The following is a 5,707-nucleotide window of genomic DNA, read 5'->3' as shown; positions in this document are numbered from 1 at the left end:
GGCGGTCGCCTCCTCGGCGGGAGCGGTCTCGCCTCGTCGGCCGGGCTCACCGCACCGACCGGGCGCGCTGCGCATGCCGGACCTGCCGGACCTGCCGGACCTGCCGGGCCTGCCGCGCTCACGTGCGAGGCCGAGCGCGTCGACGCGGGCCATCGGCTCGGCGGTACCACGACGTGGGTCGCGCACGGTGGACGCGCCGACGTGTACTCCGTGTTCGCCCGCAGCGGGCCGGGCGCGGACGACGTATCGTGCATCCTTGTCCTCGACGACGGTGCACACGGCCCGACGTTCGAGGTCACGGGCGGGTCCGCGATTCCGTTCGCCACCGCGCGGTGGGACGGCGTGGTGGTTACGGCCGAGCGACTCGTGGGCGCCGCGGGCCGGGCCGCCGAGATCGCGGCGGCCGTCCGTGACACCGGCCGCCTGGGCATCGCCGCGTGCGCCACGGGAATCGCCCAGGGGGCCTTGGACACCGCGCTCGACCACGCCGGCCCGAACCCGGTCCTCACCGACATGGCCGCGAGCGTCGCCTTGGCCCGAACGGTCTACCTGGACGCGGCCGCCCGCCGCGACGGGGGCCGACCGTACAGCCGCCAAGCCGACACCGCACGCGGCATCGCCACCGACATCGCCGTCCGCGTCGCCGGTTACGCCGCCCAACTGTCCATCGGTGCGGAACGCCGCCTCCGGGAGGCACACGCCCTGCAACTCCTCGAAGCCGCGGACCGCGCCCAACCCGCCCCCTACACCCCCCACTTCGCCGGCCGCCTCAACCACGCCGGCAGGTCACGCCAGGAACGCGTCCAGCAATAGCCGTGACACCCGGACTCACTGCTCGATCGTCGTCGACGACGATGCGCCATCACGTGGGAAGACCAGGCGCGTCGGCACCCGGTACCGACGACGGAACGTCGGCGCCATGGGGCGGCGTGACACCGAGCGTGGTCGCCGGATCGTGGTGACCCTGGACGGCGCGGGCCCGGATTCTGGAGGGTCATGTCCGGAGCGACGCCCGTTCCCGTTCCCGTTCCGTCGCCGGTTCCGGTCCCGGTCCCGGTCCCGTGACAGGCCGGTCGATCCGTGCCGACGCTGCACGCGTATCTGCTCGTCTTCGTGATCGCGGCCGTCGCGTCGGTGCTCGCCTTGATCGTCACACTGTTCCTGCCGGGTGAGTCCGGTGGGCGGCGAGGCACCGTCGGGCACGCCCCGGAGCGCGGACGCACCGCGCCCGCGCGGGGCAGCGACGCCGCGCGGCCCTGAACGTCGTCGGGCAGTGCAACGGACTTCCATCACACCACCGGAAGAACCGGCGGTGCGGCGAGAGCAGACGCCTCCGCTCACCGGTCGCGACGCGATCCTGCGCGCCGCGCGTCGCTCATCGTCAAGCACTTCGGCGGCAAGGAAGACCTGTTCGCCATCGTCGCGGACTTCGGGGAGAGCGCCGACGAGTTGTTCGCCGCCCCGCTCGGCCGGCACCTCGTACTCACCCTCGTCCGCAGCCGCCGCGAGCGCCAAAGCGATCCGCTCCTGCGTAGTGTTCTCGCTGGGCAACGACGACGAACGCGCGCTGCTCCGCGAGCGATTCGCCGAACAGGGTCACCAAGCGCCTGACCACGCTGCTCACCGGCCGCGAACGCGCGCTGCGGGCCGAGTTGATCGTGGGCCAACTCCTGGGACTCGGCGCGACGCTGAGCCTGCACCGCTCGGGCGCCACCAGGCGAGCCGGCGCCGAGCATGTGGCGGACCTGTATGCACCGGCCCTCCAGCGATTGGTCACCGGCTGACGCGTGCCGATGCGGGCCGGAGCGTAGGGACCGTCGCCCGCGGCAAAGAAAGCAGCGCGCATTCGAGAATTCAGCGCAACGGATCGAGGAACGCTCGCCGATTCGACCGAATGGGGTGCAATCGGCGTTCGACCGACTTCGGGTGGAGAATTCGAACGGACCCGTCCACATTTTCTGCTGCGGAACTCGGAATCGATGGGGACCGTTTCCTCGAATCCCCGAAGCACATCAGCGGACTTCGACGCCGGACAAGAAATGCCGCCGCCGGCGACCACCTCGCCCGACCACGCAACCCACCACCCCACACCCGCCGCATCGGCTGCCCTTGGGGAAGCCCAGGGGCAGTCCAGAGGCGAGCCGGGACCGGCGGGCACCCGGTGGGCGGGCGATCCCGTCGGGGGGAGGCGTCCGGGGCGCGCCGAGTCCCGGTCATGGACATCGACGCCCTCCCGCCCGCAGCGCGGGCGACGCCAGGCCCGCCGCGAGCGACACGAGTACGCCGCTGCCCACGACGAGCAGGGCCACGCGCGTGCCCGCAGAGTCGGCCAGTACGCCCGCGAGCGCGGCGCCCACCGGTTGGCCGCCCCACGCGATCATCCGGGCGGTCGTGTTGACCCGGGCCTGGAGCCGGTCGGGAGTGACCTGCTGGCGTACCACTATGCCGTTCAGGCTCACCAGCGAGTTGGTGAATTGCCGGCCCGCGAGCGCGAACAAGGCGGGGCCCACATGCGTGCTCTGCGCCCACGCCAGCAGCAGCAGCCAGTTGGCGGCGAGCGCGCCGAGAGTGATCCGGCCGACGGGTATCCGAGCCTGGAGTCGGGACAACAGCAGACCGGCGGCGAGGCTGCCGAGCGCGGCCGCGGCGAACACCAGGCCCAGCGCGCCACCGTGCGTGTCCAGGCCCAGGCGGCGGACCGCGACCACGACCACGAGACCGAGCACCGCGCCGGAGCCGAGACTGTTGCCGATGCCGATGCCGAGGAGAGTGAGCGGGCGGACCAGCGGATGAGTGCGGATGAAGGCGAGCCCTTCGGCGATCTCGGCACGGATGCGCCGGGACTCCGACACGGACACCGTCCGGGCCGGAACTCTGCCCCCCGACCCGGGCACAGTCCCGTCCACCGGTGCGGACACCGTCCCGCCCACCGGCCCGGACACAGCCCGGCCCACCGGTGCGGCCACCTCCCCGCACACCTCCCCGCCCACCCCGGCAAGCGGAAGCCGGGCCAACAACAAGGCCGCCGCCGTGTAACTCGCCGCGTCGAGGCCGATCGCCTCCGGCGCGCCGACGGTCGCCACCAAAACGCCCGCGACCGGCGGCCCGATCAGGGCGACCAGCGTGCTCACCGTCATCAGGCTGCCGGTGGCCGCGGCCACGCCCCCCGACCCGACCAGGGCCGGCAGCGCGCCGAACGCCGCCGCGTCGAAGAACACGAACGCGCACGCGGACAGACACGCCACCACCATCAGGTGAGCAGTCGTCAACACGTCGGCCGCGTCCGCGATCGGAATACTCCCGACCAGGACGGCGCTGCCGACACTCGTGACGGTGAGTGTGCGCCGGCGGTCCCAGCGATCCGCGAGGGCTCCGGCGGGCAGGCCGAGTACCAGATACGGCAGTGCTTCGAGGGCGACGAGCACGCCGCTCGCGGTGGCACTGCCGGTGCGCGCGAACAACAGGATCGGCAGGGCGACCAACGTGACGGCCGAGCCGGCCCACGAGACGCCCCGGGCCGGCAGGAAACGGCGGAAGGCACGGGCGGGCGCGGCGCGTTGCGGCCCGAGTGCGAGTGCCCGAGGAAGCAGATTCACGACGCCCCGTCAGAACGCGTCCGGGTGCAGGGCCTTGGCCAGGCCCCGCGCACCGTCGATTGCCCGTAGTCCGGAGAAGTCGGCCGACGGCACGCCGATCAGCCGCCCGCTCCGCACCGCCTGCCCGGCCGACAGGTTGCTCCGCAACCACGCCTCGCCCGCCCAGGCTGCGGGCCAAGCGGGGGAAGTCGCTTCCGGTGAGCTCCAGTTGCAGGCGTGAGCCGGGCGGCAACGTCACCGCGATCGGGCTGAGCGCGAGCGTCACGTCGTGCGTGGTGCCCGGCGCGGCCGGCCCGGGGTCCACACAGCCGTGCGCGATCTCGACGTGGTGGCCGTCCGGGGAAAGCTCGTTGAGCCGGACGACCCAGTCGGAGCGCGGGGCGCTGGTGGACGCCGCCAGGGCGACCCGGGCCCGGCCGTGCAGGGTCAGCGGGGCGTCCAGTGGCGGAGTGGTGAAGGACGCCGCGTCCGGCCGACTGGCGAGCGCCCGGCGGTCGGCGCCGGGCGGGCGGGAAGGGTACGGGTCGGTCGGGTCGTAGCGGAAGTGGCGGTGCGCGGCCGACTCGGGCGCGGTCGGGGCCGGCGTGCCGTCGGCATGTGCCCACAGGGTGTGCGGTGCGACAGTGGTCGTTGGCCAACTCGGCGCGTCGTACCAGCGGTTCGCGCCGATCACGAAGATCCGGGCGCGGTCCGGTTCGGCGACCACGGATGCGCCCGCGCGGAGGCCGAGCACGTCGCGCAGCCACTCGACCTGATACGCCCCCAGGTCCAGGCGCGCGGACCGGGCCGTGCTCGCGCGCGCCGACGGAGGTGCCCGGCGCGTACCCGAGGTCGTGCTCCCACGGCCCGATCACGAGCGCGCGTGGCGGACGTCGTGATCCGTACGCGGAGCCGACCACGTGCCACAACCGGAGTACCTCGTCGACGAGCAGGTCGTACCAGCCGCCGATGTGCAGCGCGGCGCACGGCAGGCCGGCGAGTTCGGCGTCGGCGAGTTCCTCGGTTGCCGGCGTGTGGGGGTCGGCGGTCGCGACGTCGGCCCACCCGGGTAGGTGCGCGCCGAGTCGGTCGGCGAGGTCGAGCACCGGGAGGTGGTCGAGCAGGTCGGGTTCCTCGCGGAAGACCTGCGCGGTGAGGCCGTCGCGGCTGGTTCGGCCGTCGGCGCGCTCCAGCCACCACGCGGCGTGTTCGGCCAGGCGCAGGATGCCGGACGGCTCGAACTTGGTACGGCGCAAGGCCATCGACGGCCCCATTCCGACCATGGCGGGCACTGCGGCGGGGCGCTCGGCGGCGAGCGCCCACGCGGTGAACCCGGCGTAACTGCCGCCGTACGGAATCAGTCGGCCGTCGCTCCACGGCTGCGCGGTGATCCAGTCGGCGAGGGCTGCGCCGTCGGCGCGTTCGTTGCGATAGGGCTGCCAGGTCCCGTCGGAGCCGTAGCGGCCGCGGACGTCCTGGACGACGTACGCGAAGCCGCGTCGGCGCCAACCGCAAGGTGGTTGGCCCGGTCGTACGGCGTTCGGGTGACCATGGTGGGCACGGGCCACACGGCGCGGTCGGGTACGTGCGCGTCGGTGGCGAGGATGGGGGCGTGTGGCCCGCCGCCCGCGACGCCCAGGTTGGTACGGATGTGATCGGCGACGCTCACGGTGCGCCGGTGCGGTCGGCGACGGCGGTCACGGGGAGGGGGAGCAGCGGGCGGTGGACGACGGTCGCGCGAGCCGGGTCGATGTCGAGCAGGTGGTCGGGTACGGCCGGCAGGCCGGTGGCGCACCAGGTCAGGACGTCGTGCGCGAGCATGCCCGAGAGCAGCGCGACGGCGGCGGCGCTCGGCCCGGGGACCGCCGGTAGCGGTACCTGTGGATCGTCCAAGTGCTGCCACAGGGCGGCGAGTTCGTCCGGTGATCCGGCGGCGGCCAGACGCCGGCCGCGGACGTCGGTGTAGCCGGCGGTGTGATCCGGCACGGTCATCGGGCCGACGACGTAGCCGGTGCCCTCGGCGTGGCAGCGATGCCAGGCGACCGCGTGCCGGGCACACCACCCGTCCACCTCGCGCCGGCGGCGGTCCGGGAGGTGGTCGGCGCAGCTGACCACGGCGTCGGCACGGGCGA

Annotated in this window: 3 protein-coding genes and 3 pseudogenes; 3 read left to right on the top strand and 3 right to left on the bottom strand. The window is 73.7% G+C overall.

Going from position 1 to position 5,707, the window contains the following annotated elements:
• From GT354_RS50355 to GT354_RS55460, 3 genes and pseudogenes are all read left to right on the top strand, one after another.
• Nucleotides 1-813 (top strand): annotated as a pseudogene (locus GT354_RS50355) (hypothetical protein); the annotation flags it as partial.
• 267 nt (nt 814-1,080) lie between these two features.
• The gene (locus tag GT354_RS53150) at nt 1,081-1,260 is read left to right on the top strand and encodes a hypothetical protein (RefSeq protein ID WP_202513187.1); all 180 of its coding nucleotides are present in this window, start codon (nt 1,081-1,083) and stop codon (nt 1,258-1,260) included.
• 347 nt (nt 1,261-1,607) lie between these two features.
• Nucleotides 1,608-1,784 (top strand): hypothetical protein, encoded by a 177-nt coding sequence (locus GT354_RS55460; protein ID WP_346012532.1) that lies wholly within the window; start codon nt 1,608-1,610, stop codon nt 1,782-1,784.
• 429 nt (nt 1,785-2,213) lie between these two features.
• Here GT354_RS55460 and GT354_RS50345 read toward each other — a convergent pair whose 3' ends face one another.
• The 3 genes and pseudogenes from GT354_RS50345 to GT354_RS50330 form a co-directional block, all read right to left on the bottom strand.
• A complete protein-coding gene (locus GT354_RS50345) occupies nt 2,214-3,596 on the bottom strand; it encodes an MFS transporter (RefSeq protein WP_161364947.1) in 1,383 nt (460 codons plus the stop codon).
• A 98-nt stretch (nt 3,597-3,694) separates the two neighbouring features.
• Nucleotides 3,695-5,170, bottom strand: a pseudogene (locus tag GT354_RS55455) (CocE/NonD family hydrolase); the annotation flags it as partial.
• A gap of 70 nt (nt 5,171-5,240) precedes the next feature.
• Nucleotides 5,241-5,707 (bottom strand): annotated as a pseudogene (locus GT354_RS50330) (ThiF family adenylyltransferase); the annotation flags it as partial.

The organism is Streptomyces sp. SID3343, assembly GCF_009865215.1.
Classification (GTDB): Bacteria; Actinomycetota; Actinomycetes; order Streptomycetales; family Streptomycetaceae; genus Embleya.
Note: the sequence above shows the minus strand (reverse complement) of the source record. Positions and strands in the feature narration are given on the sequence as shown.